This window comes from Nonomuraea sp. MTCD27 (genome assembly GCF_041950495.1).
GTDB lineage: Bacteria > Actinomycetota > Actinomycetes > Streptosporangiales > Streptosporangiaceae > Nonomuraea.
Genome location: NZ_JBGNUW010000032.1, coordinates 60,137 through 86,036 on the forward strand (window position 1 = coordinate 60,137; position 25,900 = coordinate 86,036).

Genomic DNA, 25,900 nt, shown 5'->3' on the forward strand with positions numbered 1-25,900 from the left:
ATTCAACTCTGCGGTGCTCTGTCATGATGCATCCCTGAGTGTTTGCGGGATCGTTTTCAAAGGAGTCAGATGAAGATCACCGGCTGGGAACTGCTCACCCTGCCCGATCACGGCGACAGCATGATGCTGCTGGTCATCGACACCGACGAGGGCCTGTACGGCCTGGGCGAGGTCGGCATCAGATCGAGGCAGAAGGCCGTGGCCGGGGGCATCGAGCACCTGGGCGAGCTCCTGATCGGCGAGGACCCCACCAGGATCGAGCACTTGTGGCAGGTGCTGTTCCGGCGCGGGTTCTTCCCCGCCGACCGGTTCCTGTCGGCCGCGATCGCCGCAGTGGACGTGGCCCTGTGGGACATCCGCGGCAAAGCCCTCGGCGTGCCGGTCTACGAGCTGTTCGGCGGGCGGGTGCGCGACCACGTGCCGGCCTACACGCACCTGGGCGACGACTACCACGACGTGGAGGCGTTCCTGGACAAGGCGCGCGGCCTGGTCTCCGACGGCTGGCGGCACCTTCGCTTCGCGGTGCCGCACGCGCCGGACGGGGTGCTCGACCAGCGGGCCTCGATGCGGGCGGGGATCGCGCTGTTCCACCGGATGCGGGAGGTGGTGGGCGAGGAGGTGGAGCTGATCCTCGACGTGCACACCAGGTTCGACCCGCCCGAGGCGGTCACGCTGTGCAGGGAGATCGAGCCGGCGCGGCCGTACTTCGTGGAGGACCCGCTGCGCAGCGAGGGCCTGGACGCCTACCGCATGCTCAGGGCCCGTACGGCGGTGCCGCTGGCGGCGGGCGAGCAGTTCGGCTCGAAGTGGGAGTTTCAGCGCCTGGTGGAGCCGGACCTGATCGACTACGCCCGCGTGGACGTGGCCGTGGCGGCCGGGCTCACCGAGGCCAGGAAGATCGCGGCGATGTGCGAGACGCACTACATCAGGCTCGCCACCCACAACCCGCTCGGCCCGGTGACCGCGGCCTCCTCGCTGCACCTGAACCTCGCGACCCCGAACGCCGCGGTCCAGGAGCACCAGGCCCCGCCTGAGCCCGCGATCGACGCGCTGTTCACGGCCCGGCCCACGATCAGGGCCGGGCGCGTGGAGCTGCCGGAGCTGCCCGGGCTCGGCGTGGACCTCGACCGGACCGCGGCCCGCCGCTACCAGGCCGTCGCCGCCGAGCGCCCGCACCTGCGGACTCCGGACGGGGCCTTCACCAACTGGTGAGCCTTCGGCGTTCCGCCCTCGCGGGCGCGCTCGCCATGGGCGTCGCCATGGCCGCCGTCGGGTTCACCCCCCATTCCGGGGCCGTCCCGGCGTCTTCACCGTGAAGCGCCTCGCGAACGGGCGGATCGCACCGAAGACCCGGTCCATCTCGATCCGGTCGTTCTCGACCCGCACCATCCGGGTCTGCCCGAACAAGTGGTGATCTAGGCCCAGGGGCGGGGGAAGGCGTCGCCGTCCAACCCGGCACCCACGGCGAGCCCGAGGGGATCTGTCACGATGTGCTCGGTCCCGCTGTAGCGGGTCGCCTCGTCCATGTAGATGACGACGTGCGCGAACCGGGCCTGATCGGTGCGGTTGGGCAGCGCCATGTGGCCGGTGTAGCCGCTGTGGAAGGTGCAGTCGCCGGCGCGGAGCGGCACCGTGACCCGGGGGATCCAGCGCAGGGACGGGTCCATCTCGAACAGGTCCTCCTCGCGGTGGAGGTCCTGCGGGCGCAGGCCGGTCCGATGCTGGGTGCCGGGCAGGAAGGTCATGCACCCCCGTTCCGGGGGAACGTCGACCAGCGCTATCCACGCCGACAGCGGGAGCCGGTCGCCCGCGTGCGGCCAGTACGGGCGGTCCTGGTGGAACTCGGTGGCGGCGTTGTTGTGCGGCTCCTTGACCAGCATCTGGTCGTGCCAGAGCCGCAGCGGGAACCCGGCGAGCTGCTCGGCGATCCGGCCGAGCCGCCGGTCGAGCGTGAGCTCCCGAAGCGTCCGGTCCTGTCGCCAGACGTTGACCAGCTGGCTGAAGACGCCTCGCGTCTCCAGGCTCTCCGCGCGGTGCGCCCGCAGGAACGCCTCGGCGCCGGCCCGGAAGCGCTCGATCCGGCCGGGCTCGAGAACGCCACGCACTCGGACGAAACCGTGTTCGCGATACGCCGCCACCAGCTCGTCCGGCACCCGGCCGTCGGGGCCGACATCGCTGCCGGGCTGCCGGGTCGTGGTCGTCGCCATCACTGACCTCCGAGGTTCTTGCCGTTGGGATGCTCCAAGCGTCGTCGTAGCGTGCCGCCCGGGGCTAGGCCGATCCCGGCGTGTGGTCGTACGATCCCGACATGCCTGCCACGCTGCACGAGCACGCGCTGTTCGCCGGGGACCCGGTCCTGGCAGGTGTCCACCACCTGGATCTCGACATCGAGCCGCACGCGCACGACTTCCTCGAGATCGCCGTGATCGGAGCCGGTCACGGCCGGCACGTGACCAGCCAGGGCGAGCATCCGCTGCGGCGCGGGCAGGTCATCGTGCTCCGCCCCGGTGCCTGGCACGGGTTCCGCGACTGCGCCGGCCTGACCGTCGCCAACTGCTGCCTGTCCGCCCAGGCGCTACGGGCCGACCTGGCGGCGCTGCACGACCTCCCGATGCTGCGCCGGATGCTGTGGACCGACCCAGTGGCCTCCGGCACGCACGGCGTGGCGGTCACGACCGCCGATCCGGCCGCCGCCGAGGAGGCCATCGCGGAGATCACCCTGCTCGAACGGGACCTCGGGGCCGAGCAGAGCCGGCCGGGCCGCGTGCTGGGCCGACTGGTCACCGTGCTCGGCATCCTGGCCGACGGCCGTGACCCCGGGCAGCAGACGATCGAGCCCGCCGTCCACCCCGCCGTCGCCGCCACCATCGCCCGGCTCGAGGCGGCGCCCGCCCACCCGTGGCGGCTGGACGAGCTCGCCCGATCGATCAACCTGGATCCCACCCACCTCGGCCGGCTGTTCCGGCGGCACGTCGGGCTGACGCCACTGGGCTTCCTGGCCCGGCTGCGGGCCGAGCGCGCCGCCACGTTGCTGGCGCAGTCGACCCTGCCGGCCGCCCGGGTCGGCGCCGCCGTCGGCTGGGACGACCCGACCTACTTCGCCCGCCGCTTCCGGACGCTGGTCGGGCTGACACCCACCGAATACCGGCGGCGCAGCCGATCGGCCGCCCGTGCTCAGCGGGGATCCTGATGCGCTCCGCGGGCTCACGGGTCCGCGCCCGAGCGCGCCGGCACGGTCACCTGCTCATCAGCGTCGCCCGCCGAACTCCCAGTCGTGGACCTCGATGCCGGCGTACCGGTCCAGGGTCAGGACGGCGCGTGCCGCGTCCGGGTCCGGAGCCCGGACCAGGGCCGCCGTACCCAGCCAGGCGGCGCCGTCGTCGGACAGCAGCGGCCCGTACGCGATCAGGTCGGCCCGGTCGGGCGGCGGGAGGAGGTCCGCGGCCTGCCCGGAGCCGAGGCCCAGCACCAGATACCGGTGGCCGCCTTCCCGGCCGCCGGGGAAGTCCCACATGGTGCGCCCCAGCACGTTCCGCCAGCGACGCAACATCACATCCCGGTACACCCCGGCCTGGTAGTTGGGCTCGTCGAAGGCGAACGCGCGCGCGGTGGCGGGATCCGGCAGGTCGACGATGTGCACGCTGCCGGTGGCCGTTTCGCCGCCGCGGGCGAAGGTCGGGCCACGGGCGATCAGCTCCGCCGCGTACCGGTCCATGTAGGACCAGTGCGCTTCCAGCAACTCCTCGCGCAGCGCCGCGGAGTCAGGCCGGTCCCGGTGATAACAGAAGAACTCCATGGCAGGAGTACCTACCACGGGCGGGGAACTCCCCGTCTGACCACTGGGTCGCCCTGACCGCCGACATCCCCGCACACAAGCCCGCGAGCGTCCCGGGCTACTGGCGGGAGAGCGCGCGGGTGAGGCCCGCCAGGATGGTCGTCGCGAGGATCCACCCCGCGGCGATCATCGCGGCGGCGAGCCACTGATGTGTGCCGCGCGCGCCGAAAGCGCCCTCCTGGCCGAAGCTGATGATCGGGAGCAGCAGGTCCAGGGTGTAGAGGAAGGCGTTGAAGGGGGGCGCCTCGGCCGGCTTGAAGGCCACCGGGTGGTGGGCGGTGAAGGCGAGCGTACCCATGAGGAGCAGGGCCGCGAGCCAGAGCGCGGCACGGAACGGGCGGTAGCCGTACCCGACGGTCCAGTCCTGCAGATACCCCCAGAGCCGCGCCCCGAGCCGTTGCCCCGCCCGACGGCGCCGCTGTTTGGCCAGCAGCACGTCCCTGGCGGCTTCGTCGTGACCGTGCCTGCGGTAGACGGTGGCCAACTGCTCGTACGGTTGGGGCAGGTAACCCTCCTTGGCCAGCCAGTCAAGGCGCTCCTGGACAGGCAGGAGAGCCTCCAGGTTGTCGTAGGTGAAACCGTTCAGCCGGAGCCGATCGGGCCACCGGCCGGGAACGTCGTCGAGCACGCCGACCCGGGTGTGGCGAAGATCGACGGCGCCGAGCAGGACGGTCTCCGGCCCTATCCTCAGCGAAGCCGCCTGGACGCCACGCAGGTGAAGGTCACCGTCGATGGTGGTCTCCGCGAAGCACAGGGTGGTGGCGATCCGGGAGTCTCTGATCGAGAGGGTTCCCTTGGCCGTGAAGCCTTCGCAGCAGTCGACGCCACCGCCCGCGATCACCTGCCACAGGGACAGGACCCTCCCGCCAGGATTGCTGAGGACAGCGCCGTGGAAGGCCACGCTGCCCTCGACCCTGGCGTCTATGAGCACGATCTCCCCATCGGCGCTGAAGGCCTCGCTGCAGCTGAGCCTGCCGGTCACCCCCAGCCGCCGCAGTGAGAGCGCCGTCGCACCCGGGTTGGACAGCTGCCCGCCGTCGACGTTGACCGATCCGCGGACCTGCGTCGAGTCCAGGAAGACCTCCCCGGTGGCCACGAAGCCCGGTGTGGCGCGCAGCCCGCTGCCGAGCTCCATCAGCGGCGCGTTGAGCGCGCGTTCTCCCGGATTGACGAGGGTCGCGTGAGCGAGTGAGAGCGAACCGGCCACGCGGGCCCCCCGCAGGAGGACCTCGCCCTCGGCGGTGAAGCTCTCATTCAGCAGCAGCCCACCCTCGACGGTGAGCCTCTCCGCGTTGAGGGCGACGCCGGAGGGATTGGACAGCCGAGCTCCGCTGAACGCGCACGTGCGTCCCACCCGGGCGTCCTGCACGCTCAGCTCGCCGTACGAGCGGAAGCCGTGGCCGCACGACAACCCGCCGTCGATGACGGTCCCGTCGGCGGTGAGGCTGCCGCCGCCCGGCCGCCCGACCTGCGCGCCGTCGAGGATCATCGTCCCGGCGATCCGGGCGCCCGCCATGCGGATCTCACCGTCGATGACGGCGTTCGCGCACAGCAGGTCCCGGTCGACGATCAGGCCGGCGGCGTCGACGGCCAGATCGGCGTTGATCGCCGTACCGCTGAGATCCAGCGTCCCGGACACGTGCGCCCCGCCGACCTGAACCGGGCCGTCCATCCGGCACCCTTCCAGGCGCAGGCCCCCGCCGATCACGGCGTCTCCGGCCCGCAGCCCGGGTAACCGGGAAACCGAGAGGTCCACCAGGCCGGTGCGGGCTCCGGTGAGGACCGGCGCTTCCTCGAAGTCGCAGCCGGTCAAGATCAGCGGGTGCTGGACCTCGGCGTACGACAGGTCCAGCCGGCCGGCGATCCGGGCTCCGGACAGACGCACGCCGGGCGTCTGCCCTGGAAGGCGCTCCTGGGCCCCGAGCAGCAGCCGCGCGATGACCGCGGCCCGAACCGGGGAGCCGGGGAGATCTACCGGACGCGCCGCGGGGAACGCCTCCCAGAGGGCGCGTTCCGGCTCGGAAAGATCCTCGATCATCACAGGGGCACTCCTGGAACGTCGCACGCGTCGGTAAGGAGATGCTCCAAGGTCATCACCGGCTTGGCAACCGTGCTGCCCTGATCGTCCGTCGCGTGACCCCCCGAGGCGGTCCGGGCACGATCAGCGAGTAAGGGGAGACGGTGGCGCGGCTGCGGCGCCCGTCCGGCCCCGATCAGCGGAGAAGACGTAAAGGTACGGGTGCCGCGCCCGGACCTCGCCGCCGGCGGCGGCCCTGGCCAGGGCGAGCGCGCCATCCGCCGAGGTGCCCTGCGGCGGCGTGAAACGGGCGGCGGGCAGCAGGGCGCGCACGGTGCTCTGGAACGGCTTCATCAGCAGGTCGGCCGCGTCGAAGAGGCGTCCTCCCCAGGAGAAGACCGGTTCGAGTCCGGTCGCGGCGGCGACGGCGGTCTGGCCGAGCTGCCGTCCGGCTTCGTCCCAGATGCCACGCGCGACCGGATCCCCGGCGCGGGCCGCGTCGGCGACCGACGGCGCGAACGACGCCAGGTGGTGTGCGGGCGAGGCCGATTCGTAGACGAGTGCCACCAGGTCCAGGGGGTGGCCGAAGCGGGCGGTCAGCCGTTCCAGCAGGGCGGGCGACCCGCCGGTCCGGCCGTCGTGGGCGCGCAGGGCGGCCTGGAGGCCGTGCCTGCCGATCCACGCGCCGCTGCCGTGGTCGCCGAGCAGGTGACCCCAGCCGTCGGACTGGTTCCAGACGCGGTCCAGGTCGGTGCCCAGCGTGATGACGCCGGTCCCGGCGGCGACGACCACCCCGGGCCGGAACCCGAGCGCGCCGACGTGCGTGGTGACCGTGTCCCCCGCGACCGCGAGCGCGTCGAGCCCGAACCGCCCGCGCAACGCCCGCCACAACGTCTCCGGATCCCTGACCAGCCCCGGCAGCCCGGTCACCCCGACGGCCATCGCGGCGAACCGCTCGGGGATCGCCACCGCCGTGGCGCCCCTGTCCGGGACCGGTGCCGCGCCGCCGGCACGCCCGGTCCGGACGGCGCTCTCGGCGTGCGCGTCATGGGCCCGGACGGCGCTCTCGGCGTGCGCGTCCCGGGCAGGCGGGGCGTTGCCCGCCTGCCCGTCAGGGGTCCAGGTGGCGTGCTCGACGACCGTGGCGATCCCGGTGGCGAGCCGGTCGAGATCGACCCGGCCCCCGGTGCGGGGCACCGGCGCCGCGTCCTCGCCGTACGCGGTCCACCCCCCGCTCTCGATGCGGACCCTGATGCCTCCACCGCCGACGTCCACACCCACCACGCCGCTCATCCGGCGTGCCCGCCCAGCGCGGCGACGGCCGCGCGGACGCCGGGATGCGCGGCGAGCGCGGCCCGCGCCCGCTCCGGCGGGCAGCCCGTGAGCAGCCGCACGAGCGCCTCCGGGATCCGCCCGTCCGCCTCGGCCAGCGCGGCGCGGCAGGCCGCGGCGTCCTCCCCGGTCGCCTCCACGAGCAGGCTCACGGCCCGTGCCTCCAGCTTGGCGTTGGTGGCGACCAGCCCGACCATGAGGTTCGAGTACGTCCGCCCCGCCTTGATCATGAGCGCCGTCGAGAACGCGTTCAGCAGCACCTTGGTCGCCGTGCCCGCCTTGAGCCGGGTGGACCCGGTGAGCGCCTCCGGGCCGGTGTCGGCGACGACGAGGATCTCGGCCAGCTCGCGCAGCGGCGCGGCGGGATTGCAGGTGATCAGCACGGTGAGCGCGCCCGCCGCCCGGGCCGCGCGCAGCGCACCGGCCACGTACGGGGTGGACCCGGAGGCCGTGATCCCGATCGCCACGCTGCTCTCGCCGAGCGTCGCGGCGTCGGCGGCGCCGAGCTCTTCCGCGTCCTCCCGGTCGACGGACGAGTCGGTGAGCGCGCCGGGCCCGCCGGCGAAGTGCGCCGTGAACAGCTCGCGCGCCACCCCGAACGTCGGTGTGATCTCGGTGGCGTCCAGCACCGCCAGACGCCCCGACGCGCCGGCGCCGAAGTAGTGCACGCCGCCGCCGCGGCCCAGCCGCAGGTGCGCCTCGTCGACCGCCCGGGCGAGCGGCCCGGTGGCGGCGTGGGCGGCCTCGACCGCCCTGGCGTCCTCGTCCAGCAGCAGCCGGAGGACGTCCGCCGACTCCAGCGTGTCGATGTCGGCGGTGCGCGGGTTGCGGCGTTCGGTCGGTGGTGCCACCTGGGGCATCGTGCTCCTCATCGATCGTGTTCGTACGGCTGGGCGAGCGGGCCGGCCTGACCCGCGTAGGAGGTGAACAGCCGGCGTGACTCCGTGGCCAGGTCACCCAGGTCGCGCGGTGCCGGCGGTGCGCCTTCCCGCAGGAAGCGCTCGGCGCGTTCGCGGAGCCGGTCCTGCAGCTCGGCTTCCGAGCCGCCGGGCGCGGCGAGCGCGCGGTCGAGGCCGTCGGCCCACAGCGCCCAGCGGTCGCGGTAGTAGCCGCCGACGAGCCCGCTCCAGTGCCGGCCGGCGTAGTCGTCGAGCAGCGGGCTGTCCGAGGTGCCCCACACCGTGATGATGCGGCGGGCGTTGTCGGCCAGGACGTCGCGGTCCGCCGGGTCGCCGGCGTGCGACAGCGCCTTCGACTCCCAGTGCCGGAAGGTGTACTCGGGCCGGCAGGCCAGCATCCGGTCCAGGTCATCGAAGACCCGCAGGAACCGGTCGATCTCCGGCGCGCTCGCCGCGCCCAGCAGGACCGACCACTCCACGGCGTCGAGGTGGCAGCGGTCGGCGACCCTTGCCATGAAGGCGACGCCCACCTCGACGAGATCGTGCCCGAGCGGACCGGCCAGCAGGTCGCGGTCGCCCTCGGCCACCTCGATCAGCCGTTCCCAGGCCGCCGCGAGCACGCCCGGCTCGTACCAGAGGACGCGGGCGGCGTCGGCGCGGAGCCCGGCCAGGTCGCCGGGGATCCGCGCGTAGGAGGGGCCGGCGGTGAGGACGCCTTTGAACTGGTCGGGAGCGATCCGCACGCCCTGGGCGCCGTAGACGGTGCCGAGGAGCCCGCGCCAGGCCGCCCGCAGCTCGGCCGTCCACCGGTCGCCGGTGCCGTAACGGCGGCTCACGAAGGCGTCGAGCCAGGCGTCGAGGTCGGGGACCCGGCTCCAGATCTGGTCGGCGACGAGCTCGAAGAAGACGGGGTTGTTGCGGGTGGCCTCCATGGACAGGCCGAGGCCGGCGGGCGGGCTCGCCGCCGCCAGGGCCGCGTCGATCCCGGCCGGTACGCCGCGCAGGTCGGCGCCCGGATCGGTGCGGCCGCCGAAGTTCAGCAGCGCGCACCAGAGCCAGGGTTTCCCGGAGAACTCCTGGAATCGGCTCCACAGCGGGTCGTGCTCCGCCCACAGGTCCGCCACGAGCATCCGGTCGTCCGGGATCGCGGTGAGGAAGGCGTTGACGCGGTCCTCGGTCCAGAACTCCCGCTGGTAGGAGAACGGCCAGGCCTGCATGAGCCAGACCGCGTCCGGGTCGGCGGCCCGCAGGCCGGCCAGCGTGGCCGCCGCCACGGCCCCGGGAAAGGCGGGGTCGGCGTCGATGGGGATCATCTCGATGAACGGGTCGGCGGCGTACAGGTGGTCGGTGCCGAAGAGCTTGATCTGCGCGCGGGCGATCTCGGCGCCGATCCGCTCGTAGAGCGGGTCGGCGGGATCGAGGACCCACGTCTCGAACCCCTGCCAGTGGCGGCGGCCGGCGCGCGCCGCCGCGGCGATCTCGGGCGGGACGTGCCCGGTGAAGGCCGGCAGCACGGGCGTCATGCCGAAGGCGCGCTCCCGGTCGAGGATGCGCGCCCCGAGCTCGCGATGGCTCTCGATCCAGGACGAGGGGAGCGGGCCGGCGAAGTTGTCCAGGCAGCCCATGAACTGGAACGGCAGATAACCCGGGCCGCCCAGGAAGCTCCGGATCTGCCGGTCGTCGAGCCCGAGCATTGAATAGGCGGCGTACAGCGCGGCCTCGTGACCGGTGACGGCGAGCGGCATGGTGATGCCGTGCAGGGCCATCCAGTCGATCTCGCGTTCCCAGTCGGCCCAGTCCCAGTAGGGCATCGTGTAGCTGAAGGTGCAGAAGTTGAGGTAGTAGCCCTCCCGGACCCGCGCCGCGCCCTGGCGGAGCGGGGTGTCGGGCAAGGACGCCAACCCGAGGGGCAGCTCCGTGTCCCAGCCCACGGAGGTGCCGCAGCGTTCCCGGAGGTAGTGGTGGAGCGCCACCGCAGCGCTCACGCCGTCCGTCGCCGCGATGCTGAGCACACCGCCGGCCGCCTCGTAGGCGTACTCGCGCCCGTCGCCGTCGCGGGCGGCGAACCGTACCGACTCCGCCACGGGCCCCAGCACGCGATAGGCCAGGCCGCGCACAGTTTCCGCCCACGGCGGGCCGTCACCGGACAACATCGCAGGTCACACCCCTCGACTAATTAGTTCCGTACGGTCCATAATTAATATGCTAGCGTACCGGCAACCGATCGCAGGGAGAGAGCATGGAGCAGGTCGTGGCCGCGGGCACCCAGTTCATGCGCGAGGTCAACGCCGCCGCCGTGCTGCGGAAGCTGCGGGCCGAGGCCAGCATGAGCGTCTCCGCGCTGGCCAAGGCCGTGGGGCTGTCCCGACAGGCGGTCTCCCGCTCGCTCAACGCGCTCGTCACCGAGGGCCTGGTCGAGTTCGGCCCCCTCGATCGCGACTCCACCCGGGCGGGGCGGCCGGCCCAGCTCGTGCGGTTCCGGGCGGAGGCGGGCCACGTGCTGGGCCTGTCGATCAGCCCGCAGGACGTGCGCGTGGCGGTGGCGGACCTGGCCGGCACGGTCACGGCGGCCGAAGCGGTGCAGCTCGGCTCCGGTCCCGGCGGCGACCAGGTGGTGGAGACGCTGCTGTCCACGGTGGACCGGGCGCTGCGCGCGACGAGGATCACGACCGGAGACCTCTGGTTCGCCTCGGTCGGCACCCCCGGCATCGTCGACCCGGCGGCCGGGATCATCAAGCTCATCCCGAGCATGCCCGGCCTGGCCGGCGACCTGCTCGTCCGCCGGCTGACGGAGACGCTCGGCTGCCCCGTCTACCTGGACAACGACGTCAAGCTGGCCACACACGGCGAGCGGCGGCGCGACGCGGAGCAGCGCGAGGACTCCCTGGTGATGATCCACTGGGGCGAGCGGGTCGGCGCCGGCATCGTGCTGAACGGCGAGCTCTACCGCGGCGCCTCCAACGACTCCGGCGACGTCGGCTTCCTCGATCTGTTCACCGACGGCCACGCCACGCCCCGCCATCCGCGGGGCCTGGGCCCGTTCGAGGATCGGGTCGGCGGCGCGGAGATCGTGCGCCAGGCCGCGGCGGCCGCCGGACGCGCCGGTGATGGCGCGCTCCTGGCCCGGATCGAGGCCGGGGGAGAGCACGCGCTCGAGGCCGTGCTGGACGCCGTCGTCGACGGCAGCCCGGCCGCGCTGGAGGCGATCGACGTGGTGGCCCGCCGCTTCGCCAAGGGCATCGCCGTGATCCGGGCGATCCTCAACCCGCGGCTCGTGGTCATCGGCGGGCCGCTGGCCAGATGCGGCGAGACGTTGCTCGCCGCGCTGCGGCGGCACCTGTCCGGCGAGCCGCTGGACCAGCCGGCGCTGGAGGTCTCGACGCTCCAGGAAGACGCCGTCGTCCACGGGGCCCTGCTCCACTCCCTGGACGAGATCGAGCGGACCAGGTTCGGCCTGGTCAGACCAGGCTCGGCCTGGTGAGGAACAGTCGTCATGAAGGCCGTTGCGGAAACGACGCGCCAGCCGACGCCACCACCCGATTGAGGAGAAAGGTCATGCGTATGACGAGACCAGCCCGGCGCGCGGCGGTCGTGGCGCTCGGCGTCACGACGGCGTTCGCGCTGACGGCCTGCGCGGGCGCCAGCAGCTCGGGCGGGAATACGGCGACCAAGGTCGACGTATCGACCACCATTCCCAGCGACCCGGTGACGCTCACCCTCGCCTACACCAACGACCCGCCCACCAAGGCGCTCATCGACGGCTTCACCAAGAAGCACCCGAACGTCACCGTCAAACCCCAGATGACGCCGTTCAACGACTACATCAAGTCCATCAAGCTGGCGATGTCGTCCGACGCCGCGCCGGACATCGCCCAGTACAACCCGGGCGCCATGAACTCCCTGGTCCCGGCCGGCCTCATCCTCGACCTGAGCCCGTGGGCCAAGGCGTACGACTGGACCACCAAGTTCCCGCCGGCCAGCCTCGAGGTCCTCAGCTCCGACAAGTCGGCCAAGCAGTTCGGCACCGGCAGCCTGTACGCCGTGCCCGGCGGGCTGTCCGTGCTCGGCGTCTTCTACAACAAGAAGATCGTGAAAGAGGCGCCGAAGACGCTGGCCGACTTCGAGGCCGCGATGCAGCAGGCCAAGGCCGCCGGCAAGACCCCGCTGAGCAACGGCGCGCTGCAGGTCGGCGGCTTCCACCTGTGGAACGCGCTGCTCAACGTGACCGGCGACATCAACGACTACCGGTCGTGGGTGTACGGCAAGCCGGGCGCGACGATCGAGAACCCGGCCGCGCTGAAGGCCACCCAGACGCTGACCGACTGGGCGAAGAAGGGATACGTCTCCAGCGGGGCGAGCGCCACGGCGGACGCCGACGCCCTGGCGAGCTTCGCCAAGGGCGACAGCGCGTTCCTGATCACCGGCAACTGGGCCGCCTCCACCCTGGAGACCGAGATGAAGGACGACGTGGGCTTCTTCCTGATGCCTACGGAGTCGGCGGACAAGCCGGCGAACGTCGCCTCCGGGGCGAGCGTGGCGTACGCCATCTCGTCGAAGTCGAAGCACCCGAACGTCGCCGCGGCGTTCCTCGACTACCTGAGCTCGCCGGAGGCGGCGAAGATCGAGTTCGACGGCGGGTTCCTGCCCGTCGACACCAAGGCCGAGCTGGGCGCGACGGGGCTGCGCGGCGACATCGCGAGTGTCTTCGCGCCCGTGGCGCAGGGCAACGGGATCGTCCCCTTCCCCGACTTCGCCTCGCCCGGCATGATCGACAAGCTGACCCCCGGCATCCAGGGCCTGATCAGCGACAAGATGACCCCCGACGCCTTCCTGAAGTCCCTGCAGGAGTCGTGGGACGCCCACCATGGCTCGTGAGCTGAGCCCGGCCGTCTCCTCGCCGCGGGCGGTTCCGGCCCGCGGCGAGGGGCGGGCGGCCGGCGGGCCCGCCCGCCCGCCGCGCCGGCGTGGACGACGGGTGCGCGGCTGGCTCTACGTGCTGCCCGCGCTGGCGGTGTACCTCGGCTTCGCCATCTGGCCGGCGCTGAACACGCTCCGCCTGTCGTTCCTGACCTGGGACGGCATCCTGCCGCCAGTCTGGGCGGGCTTCTCCAACTACATCAAGATTTTTCGTGATTCGGCGCTGTACGAAGCCATCCTGCACAGCCTCGCGCTGATCGTCTTCTTCTCGGTCATCCCCATCGGCATCGGGCTGCTCATGACAGCGCTGCTGATGGGCAAGGTGCGCCGGGGCATGACGTTCTTCCGGATCGTCTTCTTCCTCCCCCAGGTGCTGCCCCTCGTCGCCGTCGGCATCACCTGGCGCTGGCTCTACAGCGACTCCGGCGTCGTCAACCAGTTCCTCGACCTCGTCGGGCTGGGGGCGATCACCCGCGCCTGGCTGGGCGACTACCAGCTGGCGCTGATCGCGCTCGGCCTCATCGGCACCTGGACGATGAGCGGTCTGTGCATGATGCTCTTCCTGGCCGGCGCGCAGAAGATCGACCCGTCCCTGTACGAGGCCGCCAAGCTCGACGGCGCGGGAGCGCTCCGGCAGTTCCGGCACGTCACCGTGCCCGGGGTGCGCAGGGAGATCACGGTCGCCGGAGTCATCACCACGATCGCCGCGCTGGCCAGCTTCGACCTCGTCTTCGTCACCACGAACGGCGGCCCGGCAGGGCAGACCAACGTGCCCGGCCTGCTCGTCTACCGGCTGGCCTTCAACGAGGGCGACATCGGCGGCGCCAGCGCGCTGGCGGTCGTGCTGACCGTCATCGTGGTCGCCGTCGTCAGCGCCGTCCGATATTTCACCAGGGATGATGAGAGTTGAGCATGCGCGGCGGTGTCAGTCTCCGGTACGGAGTCCTCGTCCTGCTGGCGGTCATGGTGCTGGTGCCCTTCGCCGGCATCGTCCTGGCCGCCCTGCATCCCTCGGGCTCGCAGCTCGACGGGCTGAGCATCCCGGACCGGTGGTCGTGGGAGACCTTCGCACTCGCGTGGGAGCAGGGCAACTTCACCAACCTCATGCGCTCGAGCGTGCTGATCGCGGTCTGCGTGGTGCCGCTCGCGGTGGTGATGGCCACGCTCGCCGGCTACGGGCTGGCGATCCTCAAGGTGTGGGGGCGCCGGACGTTGTCGTTCGGGTTCGTGATGGGGCTCACGCTGCCGATCGAGGTCATCGTGGTGGCGCTCTACTTCAACCTGCGCGAGGTTGGCCTGACCGACTCCTACGTCGGCGTCATCCTGGCCGAGGCGGCGTTGTTCATGCCGTTCGGGGTGTACTGGATGCAGACCCACTTCTCGAACGTGCCCGAGGAACTCGTCGAGGCGGCGCGCATCGACGGCGCCAGGGACCTCGTGGTGCTGGCGCGGGTGCTGCTGCCGATCTCGTGGCCCGCGGTCACCACGCTGTCCGTTCTGTACTTCATGTGGTCGTGGAACCAGTTCATGCTGGTGCTGGTCATGATGCAGAACCCGGACCAGCGCACCGCGCCGAGCGGGCTGGGGCTCTTCGTCGGCCAGTACACGACGGACATCCCGCTGCTGGCGGCGGCGTGCTTGATCGTCATCGCCCCGATCCTGGTCGTGTACCTCGTCTTCCAGCGCAGCTTCGTCAGCGGCATCACCCAGGGCGCCATCAAGGGCTGACGGCGGCGGCCACGTCCCGGCGCACAGCCCGGTGGCCGTCGGCGCCCGTCACATCCGCGTCACGAGGATGCCGTCGTCGTCGCTGAACAGCTCGGCGCCGGGATGGAAGACGACGTTGCCGAAGGTGACCGGCACGTCTCGTTCCCCGGTGCCCTGCTTCCCGCTCTTTCGGGGGTTGGAGCCGAGCGCCTTGATGCCGAGGTCCAGCTCGCGCAGGGCGGCGACGTCGCGTACGGCGCCGTTGATCACCACGCCGGCCCAGCCGTTGGTCACCGCGATGCCGGCGATGACGTCGCCCATGAGCGCGGTGTGCAGCGAGCCGCCGCCGTCCACGACCAGCACCCGGCCCCGGCCCGGCTCGCTCAGGACGGACTTGAGCAGGGCGTTGTCCTCGTGGCAGCGGACGGTGACGATGGGGCCGGCGAAGGCGTGGCGGCCGCCGTACTGGCGAAGTTGCAGGTCGCAGGAGTCGAGCTGGTCGCCGCGCTCGTCGTACAGGTCGGCGGTGACGATGGTCATGACGGGAACCCTTCTACGGATCGACGGGAAGCCGGTCGGACGGAGCGCCGATGCCAGGGGTCAGGCATCGGCCTCGGCCTCGCCGCTGTGGTGCTCGGCGGCCGGCGCGACCGCGAGCGGGTCGAGGGAGCGGCGCATGGTCCGCCTTGGCGGCGTAGAGCTCGGCCGCAGATTCGCTCATCGCTGTCCTGCCTGGTCGGTGATCGTCACAACCTACCTCGCCATCGCGAGGCCCGGGCCGGGACGCCATGGGGCCGTTGGAGAGTGACGTCCCGGCCGGGTTCAGAACGTGATGAATCCGTACAGCGCGAGATGGTTCGACTTCGTGCTGCTCACCGTGTGGTCGATGCTCGACGGCTGCACGGCGCCCTTGACGAACAGATAGTCGATCTTCCTGGAACCGGCGGTGGCCTTCGCTCCGTAACCGGTCATGCCGAAGCCGCCGAGCGTCGTGGGGGCGATGTTCGTGCGGTTCGCGTCGATCCCGATCACGCGGATCGTCGAGGCGTTCAGCAGGCTCGTGGCGTCCGCGCCGACATGGATGCCGGTGTTCGCGATCCCGGTGTAGCCGGCGCCCGCGCAGGCATTGGCCCCGTTCTGCTCCGGGAGGTGCATGGTCGCGGCGAAGACCGTCGTCCCCGTTTCCCTGATCGTGAACCTCGCCGCGATCGCGCTCGTACGCTTCCACTTGTACGCGTTGGTGACGCCGTCGTCGTTGTCCGGCGGCTTGTACAGCGTGCACCCGGCCCCGCCGGCGTAGGCCGTTCCGGGCTTCAGCCAGCCCGCGCTCCAGTATTTCGAGATGTCGCCCGCGGCCAGGCTCAGCGTCCTGGTGTTGTAGACGATCCCGTTGGTCTGCTTCTTCTTCAGGTCACCGAGCTCCTGCTGACTGCACTTGTGCGTGCTGCCCCACGGCTCGGGGTCGTCCCAGGCGACGATCGCCCGGTAGGTGCCCGCCGGATATCCGAACTTGGCGGAGAGCTGGTCGGCGTAGGCCGTGGCCTGCCCGGTGCCGCGTACCTGTTGCACGATCAGCAGATCGGGGGCCCGCACGCCGGAGGTGCCCGACCGGCCGTTGTCGTCGACCAGCATCGACGACAGGTGGTCCGGGCCCGAGATGCGGGTGCACGTGCCGTCGGCGTTGTTCCTGACCAGGTTCTCGATGTTGTTGTTGTAGACCCGCAGGACTCGGTCCGCCGCGGCCGCGGGCGCTTCGTGCGCCTGCGCGATGGAGGGGGTGCTCGCGGTGAGCGCGAGGGCCGCCGCGAGGGCCGCCGCGCCGCGCGATCGATGATGGAGGGACATGGTCGCAGAGTAGCGATGATCTCCGAGGCGACGGCCCGCCGGGGGCCTCCGCGTCCGAATGGCGCCCACAGGCTGGGCCGATGCGGCTCGTCGGCCCTGGCCTGACCTGGCGCACGGCCAGGTGGAGTGCCGGCGCCGCGTCGGCAGGGGGCGTCATGGGTTGTCCAGGTCGATCGGTTCCAGGGGTTGGGTGGCCGGACCGTGCAGGACGGTTCCGTCGGTTCCGAAGCGCGATCCGTGACAGGGGCATTCCCACGTTTGTTCGGCCTGGTTGAAGGCCACGATGCAGCCGAGGTGCGTGCAGGTGGCGGAGACCGCGTGAACGACCCCCGCCGTGTCGCGGTGGACCGCGCAACGCCGGCCGCCGATACGGACGATCGCGCCCGATCCCGGGTCGACGTCGTCGATCGAGTCGACGTGGGAGGAGCGCAGGCGGTCCCCGATGAAGTGGCGTGCGACCTTGGCCTGGAGCTTGGCGATGGGGCCGGCCTCGCGAAGCGGGTGAAGCCGCCGAGGATCGTACAGTTCGGTCCACGGCAGCTCGTGGCCGGTGATGAGAGCGGACAGGAGCTTCCCGGACATGATGCCGTTGCTCATGCCCCAGCCGCTGAATCCCGTGGCCACGTAGACGTGCTCGGCTCCCGGGTGAAGGTGCCCCACGTAGGGCAGGTGGTCGGTGGTGGCGTTGTCCTGCGCCGCCCACCGGTGGGTGATCTGCGTGCCGGGGAAGCGTTCGCTGGTCCAGGCCGCCAGCCGCCGGAATCGTTCGCCGGCGTCACCGGAGCCGGGCTCGGCGATCTCCCCGGTGACGATGAGCAGGCGCTGCCCGTGCCGGTAGGGGGTGGTGCGGACCGACCTGGTGTTGTGCTCCGTGGTGATGTACATGCCGCCCGGGTCCCGCTCGGGTGGGATGGGCGACGCGACCACGAGCTCACGCCGCGGCTGCAGACGGGAGAACAGCAGCGCCCGGTCGAAGATCGGGTAGTGCGTGGCCACCACGACGTCGGTGGCGGTGACCGTGGTGCCGCTCTCGCACGCCAGCCGGCATGGCCGTCCCTCTTCCAATCCCGTCACCCGGGTACGTTCGTACACCCGGGTGCCGTCGCGGACCATCTGCCGCACCAGGGCGAGCAGGTATTTGCGGGGATGGAACTGCGCCTGGTCCTCCACCCGGATGGCGGCCGCCACGTCGAACGGCAGGCCCGTCCCGGTCACCATGGAGGCGGGCAGGCCGGCCTGCCGGGCCGCGTCGACCTCGGCGGTGATCTGCTCGCTCCCCTCGGTGGACTCCACATAGGTGTAGGCGGGCAGGCGTTCGAGGTCGCAGTCGACGGCCAGGTCGGCCACGGTCGCGAACGCGTGCTCGATCGCGTCCTGCTGCGAGGTCGCGTACAGCCTGGCGGCCTGCTCCCCGTGCGACTGGCGCAACCGGGCGTAGATGAGGGTGTGCTGGGCGGACAGCTTGGCGGTGGTGTAGCCGGTGACGGCGGCGGCGATGCGATCCGCCTCCAGCAGCACGACCGAGCGGCCCGCCCGCGTCAGCTCCCACGCCGCGCACAGCCCGGCGATCCCGCCGCCGACGACGGCGACATCGGCGGTGACGTCCTGCTCAAGCGGCGGGAACGACGTCGTGGCCGTCGATTCGATCCAGTACGACTCGGGCACTCCGGGAAGCGATGCCATAGGCGACGTCTTCCCCCGCGCCCGCCGATTAGGCGCACGACGAGCATCGAGGCCGAGGGCAGCGGGCACGGCGACCACCTGGGCGTCCCGCGCTCCGACGTCCATGCCGCCGACCCCTCCCTGGAGAGCGTTCGGGTGGTCGCCTGACGCTCCGTGAACACCTCGTGAAGCCTCCCGTACGACCAGTCCCTCCTTCCGCCGGCTGACCGCCGGAACCCGAAACCGCCGCACCCCACCAGCCGCCCTGGGTGGAGATCCTGCGCGCCGTCCTTGATCGGCCGCCTGGGGACCGATGTCGAGGTCACCGCAGGACGCCGACGAACCCGCCCAGCCCTGTTCCGCGGGTGGTCATGGTCAGGGGTTCTTGCCCATGGCCTGGCGGATGGCGTCGCGGACCCGGTCCATCATGGCGGTGGGTGTGCCGGCCAGGAGGTTCTTGGTGGCGGTTTCGGTGCCGGGGTGGGGGTGGGTGGGTGCCATGGCTTCGGCGGCTTTGACGCCGGCGGCCATGGTGCGGCGTTGGGCTTGGCTGGTGTGGCCGCGGAGTTGGGTGAATTCGTAGCGTTCTTCGCTGCGGGCGTGTGCTTCTACGGCGGTGCGCAGCATGGCGAGGTTGGCGGCGAAGTCGGGGGCGTCGGGGCCGGCCTGGTCCATTTGGGAGAGGAGTTGCTTGGCCTGGTTTTCTTCGGTGAGCCGGTCGTCGACGACTCCGTCGCCGCCGTCGATGGTGCGGCGGGCGTAGGGGTGGACGATTTCCTCTTCGGCGGTTTCGTGGACGGCCAGGAGGCGGACGAGTTGGGTGAATGCTTCGGCGCGTTGGTCGGTGGGTGCTTGTTCGACTTCGTCGAACAGGTCTCTGATCATGGCGTGCTGGGCCAGGAGCAGGTCGATGACGTCGGTTTCGCCCATCGTCTCCGGGGCTGTTCTGGTCATGGATGCCCTCCTTCGGGTACGGGCGTGGCCTACCCGGCGGGGCGACCGGCACGCGCGCATGGGAAAGGGCTGCCAAGGTCCTTACGGAATCCGGAATCGCGACGGGGAACATGCGGAGTTCAGCCGGGAAGCCTCGGGTAGGCGGGCACGCCGCACATCTCGAACCGACGCCGAGGAGCCCAGGCACATGACCTTCAACCCACTGCGCGAGCGGGGTATCCCGCTGGACAGGCAGCTGCGGAACTGGCGTGAGCTGAACGTCACGCCGATCGATCCCGACCATGCCGATCCGTACACGCGGTGCCGGATCATCACGATGAACGGGATCGAGGTGGAGGCGATCCTGTTCAGCCACCAGCTCGCCCGGCACTGCCCGGACCTGGAGGTCAAGCAGCAGTTGGCCCGGGTCCGCTACATCGAGGCGCAGCAGCAGAAGGTGGTCAACTGGCTGCTGCCCGGCCTGGCCTCGGTGCTGGAGACCACCATCGCCTACGAGCAGGTCGCCGTCGACCTGACCGCGTGGGTGGCCCGGATGGAGCCGGACTCCTACCTGACGCAGGCCTACCAGTTCGGCGTGCTGGAGGACTTCGACCACCTCTACCGCTACGCCAACCTGTACGAGATGATCGAGCACCGCAAGGCCGAGAAGATCGTCGACCAGCTCACCGAGGTCATGCCGGGCCGCCCGACCTACCTGCACCACCGCGACCCGATGGACAACGTGCGCGAGCCCTACGACAAGAGCTCCACCGCGCCGATCAGCCGGCTGCACGCCCTGACGATCATGGCCGCCGAGCAGCAGACCATGAACTTCTACATGAACGTCGGCCCCACCTACATGGAGCCCATCGCCCGCCAGCTCTACCAGGAGATCGGCCTCATCGAGGAAGAGCACGTCACCCACTACGAATCGCTCGTCGACCCGGGCGAGAGCTGGTGGGAGATGCTGCTCAACCACGAGTACAACGAGTGCTACCTGTACCACTCCTTCATGGAGACCGAGTCCGACCCCAAGGTGAAGAACATCTGGGAGCTGCACCTCAACATGGAGCTGGAGCACCTGCGGCTGGCCGCCGAGCTGTTCAAGAAGCACGACGGCCGCGACCCCGAGCAGGTGTGCGCCCCCGAGCTGCCCGCCCCGGTCACCTTCGAGCCGAACAAGGGCTACATCCGCGAACTGATCGCCACCCAGATCGACTACACCACCCTGGGCACCGGCTACGTGCAGGAGGCCCACGAGCGGTTCGAGAAGATGCAGGAAGCGCTGATGGGCGGCGACAAGGCACCCTCCGAACGGGTCATCGACGACAACCGCGCCAAGTCCGGCCACGAATACCGGCTGCAGACCGAGGGCGAGCACCCCGTGCACAGCCTGGCCCACAACCGCTGACCCGCGCCTGATCGTGCCCGTCTCCCGGGCCGCAGGAGTCATCCAGGGCGGGGGAGACGGGCACGGCGGTGCGGAAGTCAGTGGTGTTGAGGGGCCGACGGGGCCCGGCCGGGCGGTGCGAGGTCCTGATCGGGCAGAAGCGCGTGCAGCACCAGCGCCGCCGGAGCGTTGGGACCGATCAGGGTGAGGTTTCCGCCGAGTGACCGGGCCAGCCGGCGTGCCCGCAGCAGGGCGGCGGCGCCGCGCGAGTCCATGAGGGACACGCGCCGCAGGTCCACGCTCAGCCGCGGGCCCCGTTGGTGGATCACCGTGGCGAGGAACTCGTACAGATCGTCGGCGGTGAGGAGATCGACGTCGCCGTCCACGCCGACGACGGGAGTGCCTGCGGACATGCTGACACTGAGATCCAGTCTCATGAGGGTTCCTCGCTGGTGCTGACTCAGCGCTCGGGTGCGCCGAGTCCCCTCCCGTACCCTGAGACCATCGTCTCAACCGCATTCTCACAGTTGCGCTGCCGCCGCAGTGAGGCCCGAAGGCGCGGGCGCCGAGCGGCGCATGACCCGCCACGCTTCCCGGCGGGCCCGCCGCCCGCTGACGGGCGGGACAGGAGCCGAGCCCGGCGGTTTCGCCCGTGAGCCCAAGGGCAGGGACGGACCTCATGTTGGTGCTGGATGACACGCCTTTCCTGCTGCTCGAAGGCTACGGGTGGCTGCCCGGTCTGCGGCGGCGCGCCCGGGGGCCGGTGGTGCGCACCCGGCTGATGGGCCGCCGGACGGTGGGCCTGTGCGGGCCCGAAGCGGCGCGCTTCTTCTACGACGAGAACAACGTTCACCGTCGTACGGCACTGCCCGAGCCCGTCACGAGCACGCTGATCGGGAACGGGGCGGTGCACCATCTGGACGGCGTCGAGCACCGCGTGCGCAAGGCGATGTTCATGTCGCTGCTGACCGGTGTGGGCGTCGGCTCCTTGGTGGCGCATACCGGCGTGGCCTGGGACGAGGCGGCCCGAACGTGGGGCGACGGGCGTCAGGTCGTGCTCTTCGACGAGGTCGCCGAGGTGCTGACCCGAGGGGTGTGCCGATGGGCGGGCATCCCGCTGGACGACGCCGAGGTGCCGGCCCTGGCCTCCGATCTGACGGCCATGGTCGACGGGTTCGGCAGCGGCGGGCCCCGGCATTGGCGCGGCCGGCTGGCCCGCAGGCGTCGCGAGGCCTGGCTGACCGACCTGATCAGCGACCTGCGCGACGGCACCGACACCGCGCCGGCGGGCTCGGCGTTCGACGTCGTCGCCGGTCACCGCGATGCCGGCGGCAGGCCGCTCGCCGCCCGGACGGCGGCGGTGGAGCTGCTCAACGTCATCCGCCCGACCGCGGCGGTGGCCTGGTACGTGACCTTCGCCGCCCACGCCCTGCACCGCTGGCCCGAGCAGCGTGAGGCGCTGCGGGACGGGGACGCCGCCCACGCCGAGGCCTTCGTGCACGAGCTTCGGCGGTTCTATCCGTTCGCGCCGTTCGTCGGCGGCCGAGCGGTCCGCGACCTGTCGTGGGCCGGAGAACGCATCCCCGCGGGCAGCCTGGTGCTGCTCGACGTCTACGGGCAGAATCACGACCCAGAGCTGTGGGATGAGCCCTACACCTTCGACCCCGGGCGGTTCGCCGGGCGCGAGCTCGGCGCCTTCGACCTGATCCCGCAGGGCGGCGGCGATCCGGACACCGGTCATCGATGCCCCGGGGAGGACATCACGGTCTCACTGGTGCGGGCGTTGGCGGTACGGCTCGCCCGCTTGGACTACGACGTCCCCGACCAGGACCTGAGCATCTCCCTGCGGCGCGTGCCCACCCGTCCCGCCAGCGGTTTCGTCCTGGCGGCCGCGCGGCGTGCGGTCCCCCGACCGCCGGAGCCGCCACCGCGGCGGCGAACGTCGCGCCCGTCTACGGCACAGTAACGGTCACCGCGGCCCGGCTCACCCCGCCCGGGAGGGCGCATTCATCGCGGACGGCTACGCGCCGGATTCCCGGTCATGCCGGCCTCCGGACGTCAGCCGGTTCATGGTACGCGCGAGCGCGGCGCCGTACACCAGATGACCGGCCGCCAGGACGGCCTGACGGCCGGGGCGATCACGCTGGATCGGCGGAAGGGCGCCCAGCCGCGGCACCCACCCCGCGTAACTGCCGACCCAGATCGTCAGCGCGTACGCCACTCCGAGCGCGACCGGGGCATGTCGCCCCCGCGTCATGAGGCCGAACAACGCGCCGGAGGCGCTGCCGAAACCCACGTGAGCGGCCGCGCCCAGCAGTCCCTCCCCAGGCTTGCGCCGGTGTTCGCGCCCGGGCAGGGCGGCACGCGCGATACGTTTCGGCGGCTGGTCGGCCATCATCCCCGCCCGTTGGCCCGCCACCATCACCGCGCTCATCGCGGCGGTGGCCACGGCACCGCTGATCGCGCCGCGAAGCAGGTTGCGCATCATGGATGGTGCCGCTGCCCACCGCTGCGTCCCCGAAACGGAAGACGCCAAGGGAAACCCCGCGGAAGGAACGAGGACCGCCGCGAGTCCGGTTTCCAGGACGGGATGGCGCGGACGTCGCGTACGAACCCGGCACGGACGCCGCGCCCCGGCCCGACCGCACAAGACCCATGGGCCGGACACAGGAGGTGGCCTGGCGCAGGCATAGGACCCCGTCCTTGGGAAAGGGGGGAGCCCTCGGAGCGGCCGCGCGAGAGCGCCGGCCGGCGAGACGAACCCGACCAGTCGAGGCAGAGGAAAAGCAGATGGATCCGACACGACAGGAGACCGGCGGCGTCACCGGAACTCAGGACAAGGACTACAACCTGATCTGGTTCGTCGAGCAGTGCCTGAGCAACGTGCTGCGGTTGGAGAACTACATCGCCGACGCCGAACGCGCCGGGGACGACAAGCTCGCTGACTTCTTCCGCCGCGCTCAGGCCGAGAGCCGCAAGGGAGCCGAGCAGGGCAAGGACCTTCTGCGCCAGCACCTCGCCGGGTAGCGCGGCATGTGCTGACGACGTCGAGAGCCTCTCCCCGTCCGGGGTGGAGGCTCTCGACGGGTCATGGCGGGGGCCGACCCTGAAGCGTCCGGCGAGCCGCTGGTCACAGCCTGGCGCCGGGCTTTTCCGGGCAGGTGGTGAGACGGGGGGTCCGCTGGTTCCGCCGGCGGAACGCCTCACCCGGCGATGACGAGATCACCAGCTCCGGCTGCCCGACAGGTGGGCCAGCAGCAGATCCAGCGGACGCGGCACGCGATCGAGGTCGAGTGCCGCGACGAGCAGGCCGGAGTAGCGGATCTTGCGGCCACTGCCTGATCCCATGAACCGGCGCAACTGGTCGTGAGTGGCGCTCCCGCGCCACGCGGGTTGCCTCTGGAGCGTACGAAACGAGCTGAGCTCGCCCTCGGCGTCGACGACACGCTCGACCGCGGCGGTGCCGAGGGCGCGGATCAGCTCGTCCTCCAGGTCGGCGACGCACACGAAGAACCCGAGCGCCTCCAGGTCGCTTCGGCCGAGATCGCACCCGAGGCCGGCGCGCTCGAGACTCCTCCGGAAGTCGCCCTCCTCCCCGGCATCGCACAGGCCGGCCAGCCGGAGGCCGTGACCGGCAGGGCCGAACCTCCCGACGTACGTCCCGATGTTCGTGGCACCGCCCATCGCCACGAGGGAGATGCCTTCGGCCGCCAGGTTCCGGCCGTGGCGCCCGGCCAACGCTTCGATCGCCGATTTGTCACTGGCTCCCTCGACCAGGACCACGGTATGCGTGTCGCTCACGGGCCCAGCCTCGCACCGAGCCTGGAGGGGTTCACCTCCTTTTACGCGTCGCGGCCGTAGTTCTTTCTGGAGGCGTCGGCCGTACGTACCGTTCCGGCGAATTGGCCCACGAATCTGCCCCGAAAATGCCCCCAAACTCGGAGCTTTCTCCGCCCTAGCGTGGGGATCATGACGAACGAGAACAATCGAGTCCCGGAGCCCGGGCCGTTGCTGCCGCCGCTGCGACCGCTGGGCGGACGATCATGAACGCTTCGCACAGCCTGCGCTCCGTCGTCCGCGGCCGGGTCCTGCTGCCGTCCGACCCCGGGTTCGACGTGGCCCGCCGTCCCTGGAATTTGGCCGTCGAGCAACCGGTGGCGGCGGTGGTCGAGGCCGCCGACGCCGATGACATCGCCGCCCTCGTCCGTCATGCCCGTTCCGCCGGGCTGGGCGTGGCCGTCCAGCCGAACGGGCACGGGGCCAGCGGCCGGGCCGAGGGCACGATCCTGCTGCGTACCGGCAGGCTGGACACCCTGGAGGTCGATCCGGTGGCCCGGCGGGCCCGCATCGGCGCGGGCGTGCCGTCCGGACGCGTTCAGGCCGCGGCGGCGGCGTACGGGCTGACCGGGCTGCCCGGCAGCTCTCCCGTCGTCAGTGTCACGGGCGTGGCCCTCGGTGGCGGGCTGAGCTGGTTCGGCCGCGCGCACGGCTGGGTCGCCGACGCCGTCACCGCCTTCGACATCGTCGACGCCGAAGGGCGGCGGCGGCACGTCACCGTCGGCTCCGACCCCGACCTGTTCTGGGCGCTGCGCGGCGGAGGCGGCGACTTCGCCGTGGTCACCGCCCTGGAGCTGACCCTGCATCCCGCGCCGCGCCTGTTCGGCGGCCGGATCCTGTGGCCGGGGGAGCACGCCGCCGAGGTCATGGACGCCTACCGGCAGATCACCGCCGCCGCGCCGGAGGAGCTGACGGCCTGGCTGGACCTGCTGCACTTCCCCGGCTCCGCGCCCATGGTCGCCGTGGACGCCACCTACCTCGGCGACGAGGACGAGGCCCGCGACCTGCTGGCGCCGCTGGATCGCCTCGCCCGGCCCCTGTCCGACAGCAGGCGGGTCATGCCGGTCTCCGAACTCGGGTCCATCACCGCCGAACCCACCGACCCGGGGCCGGGCCTGTCACGCGCCGAACTGCTGACCGAACTGGACGACGCCGCGGCCGAGGCCCTGCTCGCCGGACCGATCGCCCCGCTGCTGAGCGTACAGATCCGGCACCTGGGCGGCGCGTTCACCCGGCCGTCCGACACCCCGCACGGGCCGCTGACCGACCCCTACGCGCTCTACCTGTTCGGCATCCCCGCCGACCCCGCCACCGCCGCGGCCGTCACCGCCAGGCAACGCGACCTCGCCGAGGCCCTCCCCGTCAGCGGACGCAAGCCGTTCACCTTCCTCAACCCCGCCGAGACGGCTGCCGACGCCTTCGCCCCCGCCGCCCTGACCCGCCTGCGCGCCATCAAGCGTCGCCACGATCCGCACAACGTCTTCCGGTCCAACTTTCCGGTCCGGGAGGCTGACCGGGCCGGCTGA

23 protein-coding genes are annotated in these 25,900 nt (G+C 71.6%); 10 read left to right on the top strand and 13 right to left on the bottom strand.

Annotation, left to right across the window (positions count from 1 at the left end; genetic code table 11):
• Positions 1–69: 69 nt before the first annotated feature.
• Positions 70–1,212 (top strand): mandelate racemase/muconate lactonizing enzyme family protein, encoded by a 1,143-nt coding sequence (locus ACBJ59_RS55500; protein WP_375118056.1) that lies wholly within the window; start codon positions 70–72, stop codon positions 1,210–1,212.
• A 203-nt stretch (positions 1,213–1,415) separates the two neighbouring features.
• On the opposite strand, the gene ACBJ59_RS55505 is transcribed toward ACBJ59_RS55500, so the two are convergent.
• Positions 1,416–2,207, bottom strand: coding sequence for a phytanoyl-CoA dioxygenase family protein (locus ACBJ59_RS55505; protein WP_375118057.1), 792 nt, complete (start codon positions 2,205–2,207; stop codon positions 1,416–1,418).
• A gap of 101 nt (positions 2,208–2,308) precedes the next feature.
• Between ACBJ59_RS55505 and ACBJ59_RS55510 the strand changes: the two genes are divergently transcribed.
• Positions 2,309–3,190, top strand: a complete 882-nt coding sequence (locus ACBJ59_RS55510) for a helix-turn-helix domain-containing protein (RefSeq protein ID WP_375118058.1) — start codon at positions 2,309–2,311, stop codon at positions 3,188–3,190.
• 57 nt (positions 3,191–3,247) lie between these two features.
• Here ACBJ59_RS55510 and ACBJ59_RS55515 read toward each other — a convergent pair whose 3' ends face one another.
• The 5 genes from ACBJ59_RS55515 to ACBJ59_RS55535 all read right to left on the bottom strand — a co-directional run bounded on the left by ACBJ59_RS55515 (position 3,248) and on the right by ACBJ59_RS55535 (position 10,236).
• Entirely contained in the window at positions 3,248–3,796 is a 549-nt protein-coding gene (locus tag ACBJ59_RS55515; protein WP_375118059.1) for a YciI family protein, read from the bottom strand.
• Positions 3,797–3,893: 97 nt separating this feature from the next.
• Positions 3,894–5,873, bottom strand: coding sequence for a hypothetical protein (locus ACBJ59_RS55520; protein ID WP_375118060.1), 1,980 nt, complete (start codon positions 5,871–5,873; stop codon positions 3,894–3,896).
• Positions 5,874–5,996: 123 nt separating this feature from the next.
• A complete protein-coding gene (locus ACBJ59_RS55525) occupies positions 5,997–7,145 on the bottom strand; it encodes an N-acetylglucosamine kinase (RefSeq protein WP_375118061.1) in 1,149 nt (382 codons plus the stop codon).
• Entirely contained in the window at positions 7,142–8,044 is a 903-nt protein-coding gene (locus ACBJ59_RS55530; protein ID WP_375118105.1) for an N-acetylmuramic acid 6-phosphate etherase, read from the bottom strand. Before ACBJ59_RS55530 ends, ACBJ59_RS55525 begins: the two co-directional genes overlap by 4 nt.
• 8 nt (positions 8,045–8,052) lie before the next feature.
• Positions 8,053–10,236 carry an alpha-N-acetylglucosaminidase TIM-barrel domain-containing protein gene (locus ACBJ59_RS55535; RefSeq protein ID WP_375118062.1) on the bottom strand — a complete coding sequence of 728 codons (2,184 nt, stop codon included), beginning with the start codon at positions 10,234–10,236 and terminating at the stop codon, positions 8,053–8,055.
• A gap of 86 nt (positions 10,237–10,322) precedes the next feature.
• Between ACBJ59_RS55535 and ACBJ59_RS55540 the strand changes: the two genes are divergently transcribed.
• The 4 genes from ACBJ59_RS55540 (at position 10,323) to ACBJ59_RS55555 (ending at position 14,728) form a co-directional block, all read left to right on the top strand.
• Positions 10,323–11,564, top strand: coding sequence for an ROK family protein (locus ACBJ59_RS55540; RefSeq protein ID WP_375118063.1), 1,242 nt, complete (start codon positions 10,323–10,325; stop codon positions 11,562–11,564).
• 80 nt (positions 11,565–11,644) lie between these two features.
• A complete protein-coding gene (locus ACBJ59_RS55545; RefSeq protein WP_375118064.1) occupies positions 11,645–12,958 on the top strand; it encodes an ABC transporter substrate-binding protein in 1,314 nt (437 codons plus the stop codon).
• Positions 12,948–13,910 carry a carbohydrate ABC transporter permease gene (locus ACBJ59_RS55550; RefSeq protein ID WP_375118065.1) on the top strand — a complete coding sequence of 321 codons (963 nt, stop codon included), beginning with the start codon at positions 12,948–12,950 and terminating at the stop codon, positions 13,908–13,910. Before ACBJ59_RS55545 ends, ACBJ59_RS55550 begins: the two co-directional genes overlap by 11 nt.
• 2 nt (positions 13,911–13,912) lie before the next feature.
• Positions 13,913–14,728: a carbohydrate ABC transporter permease gene (locus ACBJ59_RS55555; RefSeq protein WP_375118066.1), complete on the top strand. Its 816-nt coding sequence runs from the start codon at positions 13,913–13,915 to the stop codon at positions 14,726–14,728.
• A gap of 48 nt (positions 14,729–14,776) precedes the next feature.
• On the opposite strand, the gene rraA is transcribed toward ACBJ59_RS55555, so the two are convergent.
• From rraA to ACBJ59_RS55575, 4 genes are all read right to left on the bottom strand, one after another.
• Positions 14,777–15,247: a ribonuclease E activity regulator RraA gene (gene rraA / locus ACBJ59_RS55560; RefSeq protein WP_375118067.1), complete on the bottom strand. Its 471-nt coding sequence runs from the start codon at positions 15,245–15,247 to the stop codon at positions 14,777–14,779.
• A 282-nt stretch (positions 15,248–15,529) separates the two neighbouring features.
• Complete coding sequence (locus tag ACBJ59_RS55565) at positions 15,530–16,552, bottom strand: hypothetical protein (RefSeq protein WP_375118068.1); 1,023 nt, start codon at positions 16,550–16,552, stop codon at positions 15,530–15,532.
• Positions 16,553–16,705: 153 nt separating this feature from the next.
• A complete protein-coding gene (locus ACBJ59_RS55570; protein ID WP_375118069.1) occupies positions 16,706–18,235 on the bottom strand; it encodes an FAD-dependent oxidoreductase in 1,530 nt (509 codons plus the stop codon).
• Positions 18,236–18,589: 354 nt separating this feature from the next.
• Positions 18,590–19,168: a hemerythrin domain-containing protein gene (locus tag ACBJ59_RS55575; protein ID WP_375118070.1), complete on the bottom strand. Its 579-nt coding sequence runs from the start codon at positions 19,166–19,168 to the stop codon at positions 18,590–18,592.
• Positions 19,169–19,355: 187 nt separating this feature from the next.
• On the opposite strand from ACBJ59_RS55575, the gene ACBJ59_RS55580 reads away from it, so the two are divergent.
• A complete protein-coding gene (locus tag ACBJ59_RS55580) occupies positions 19,356–20,558 on the top strand; it encodes a hypothetical protein (RefSeq protein ID WP_375118071.1) in 1,203 nt (400 codons plus the stop codon).
• 77 nt (positions 20,559–20,635) lie between these two features.
• On the opposite strand, the gene ACBJ59_RS55585 is transcribed toward ACBJ59_RS55580, so the two are convergent.
• Positions 20,636–20,974 carry an STAS domain-containing protein gene (locus ACBJ59_RS55585; RefSeq protein ID WP_375118072.1) on the bottom strand — a complete coding sequence of 113 codons (339 nt, stop codon included), beginning with the start codon at positions 20,972–20,974 and terminating at the stop codon, positions 20,636–20,638.
• A 242-nt stretch (positions 20,975–21,216) separates the two neighbouring features.
• On the opposite strand from ACBJ59_RS55585, the gene ACBJ59_RS55590 reads away from it, so the two are divergent.
• On the top strand, positions 21,217–22,503 hold the full coding sequence (locus ACBJ59_RS55590) for a cytochrome P450 (RefSeq protein ID WP_375118073.1): 1,287 nt from the start codon (positions 21,217–21,219) through the stop codon (positions 22,501–22,503).
• A gap of 54 nt (positions 22,504–22,557) precedes the next feature.
• Here ACBJ59_RS55590 and ACBJ59_RS55595 read toward each other — a convergent pair whose 3' ends face one another.
• Positions 22,558–23,025 carry a DUF6789 family protein gene (locus tag ACBJ59_RS55595; protein ID WP_375118074.1) on the bottom strand — a complete coding sequence of 156 codons (468 nt, stop codon included), beginning with the start codon at positions 23,023–23,025 and terminating at the stop codon, positions 22,558–22,560.
• A gap of 302 nt (positions 23,026–23,327) precedes the next feature.
• Between ACBJ59_RS55595 and ACBJ59_RS55600 the strand changes: the two genes are divergently transcribed.
• Positions 23,328–23,564 carry a hypothetical protein gene (locus tag ACBJ59_RS55600; protein ID WP_364132571.1) on the top strand — a complete coding sequence of 79 codons (237 nt, stop codon included), beginning with the start codon at positions 23,328–23,330 and terminating at the stop codon, positions 23,562–23,564.
• Between the two features lie 195 nt (positions 23,565–23,759).
• Here the strand turns inward: ACBJ59_RS55600 and ACBJ59_RS55605 are convergent, their stop codons facing one another.
• Complete coding sequence (locus ACBJ59_RS55605) at positions 23,760–24,338, bottom strand: TOPRIM nucleotidyl transferase/hydrolase domain-containing protein (RefSeq protein WP_375118075.1); 579 nt, start codon at positions 24,336–24,338, stop codon at positions 23,760–23,762.
• A gap of 242 nt (positions 24,339–24,580) precedes the next feature.
• Between ACBJ59_RS55605 and ACBJ59_RS55610 the strand changes: the two genes are divergently transcribed.
• Complete coding sequence (locus ACBJ59_RS55610) at positions 24,581–25,900, top strand: FAD-binding oxidoreductase (RefSeq protein WP_375118076.1); 1,320 nt, start codon at positions 24,581–24,583, stop codon at positions 25,898–25,900.